Annotated in this window: 2 pseudogenes; both read left to right on the top strand. The window is 73.9% G+C overall.

The window, feature by feature from the left end:
* Nucleotides 1-182 (top strand): annotated as a pseudogene (locus HUX53_RS38930) (hypothetical protein); the annotation flags it as partial.
* Between the two features lie 49 nt (nucleotides 183-231).
* A pseudogene (locus tag HUX53_RS38925) lies at nucleotides 232-667 on the top strand (hypothetical protein); the annotation flags it as partial.

The following is a 667-nucleotide window of genomic DNA, read 5'->3' as shown; positions in this document are numbered from 1 at the left end:
CCGTGCTGCGCTTCGTACCCGGCCACGAGCCCCCGAGCGGCGCGGGGCAGAGCGCCGTGCGGTGGCTGCTGTCGGTCGGGCACACCTCGGGCACCGACCTCGCGCACGGCGTCCTCGCCGGCTGCCGCGCCGCCCGCGCCCTGGCCGCCATCGCCCCGCACGCCGGAAAGGTGACTGCATGAGCGCGGCGAACCGGGGGGCGTGGGGGGCCGCCCCCCACAGGAGGCACGGATGAGCGACTGGGTCGAGGTCCGGCGGGGGGGCTACCACGATTCGGTCACGCTCATGCGGGTCAGCCGGCAGCTCGCGGAGCGGCCCGGCGTCGCCGGGGCGATGGTGGCGATGGCGACCAGGCTGAACCGCGAGATGTTCGAGCGGATGGGCTTCGCGGTGCCGGACGACGCGGGGCCGGACGACCTCGTCGTGGCGGTCCGGGTCGACGGCGGCGGGCTCGACGAGGCGCGCGAGGCCCTCGACGGGCTGCTGCGCGACGCGTCCCGCCCGCCGGCCGGCGGGCGGGGCGCGTCGCGCAGCAGCCCGTCGGGGGCCTGTCCATTATACACAACTTACGCCGCCGACGGAGAGGAGAATGCAGCTCTCCGTGGGTGCCGAGTGCCGAATACAAACAAGAACACAACAACAACAACCGCAACCACTCATCAACACG

Origin of the sequence: Actinomadura sp. BRA 177, from assembly GCF_013372625.1 — a bacterium.
Taxonomy (GTDB): Bacteria; Actinomycetota; Actinomycetes; order Streptosporangiales; family Streptosporangiaceae; genus Spirillospora.
Note: the sequence above shows the minus strand (reverse complement) of the source record. Positions and strands in the feature narration are given on the sequence as shown.